At 50.6% G+C, this 441-nt stretch carries 1 protein-coding gene; it reads left to right on the forward strand.

Annotated features, from left to right (window positions below; genetic code table 11):
• Positions 1–441 (forward strand): IS30 family transposase (locus tag HMPREF2983_RS06380; RefSeq protein WP_141757635.1); only part of this gene is annotated, 441 nt, incomplete at both ends.

The following is a 441-nucleotide window of genomic DNA, read 5'->3' on the forward strand; positions in this document are numbered from 1 at the left end:
AGCGACGCTATCAGAGACCTCGCAAGATGACTCCAGAGATGTGGCGGAACATCAGTAAATATCTGAGGAAGGGCTGGTCTGCACAGCAGATATGCGGGCGCATGAAGGCACTTGGAAGGAAGTGTGTGTCTCACACGACCATATACAAGTACATCTGGCGGGACCGTAATGCCGGTGGAGACATCTATAGGTACTGTCGTTTCCATTTCAAATACAGGAACCACTGGCTTAAAAGAGACCAAAAGTCACTCTCTGGGAATCGGAAAAGCATAGACGAACGTCCTGCCTGTGCTGACGGAAAGCGGTTCGGAGACTGGGAGATGGATCTGATCATCGGCCCGGGAAACTCATCGGCATTAACCATGGTGGAGAGAAGTACCAATCTTGGAATTATCAGAAAGTTAGCGAAATACAAGACGGCCCGGGAGGTTTCCAAGGCCG

This window comes from Prevotella sp. HMSC077E09 (assembly GCF_001814685.1).
Classification (GTDB): domain Bacteria; phylum Bacteroidota; class Bacteroidia; order Bacteroidales; family Bacteroidaceae; genus Prevotella; species Prevotella oris.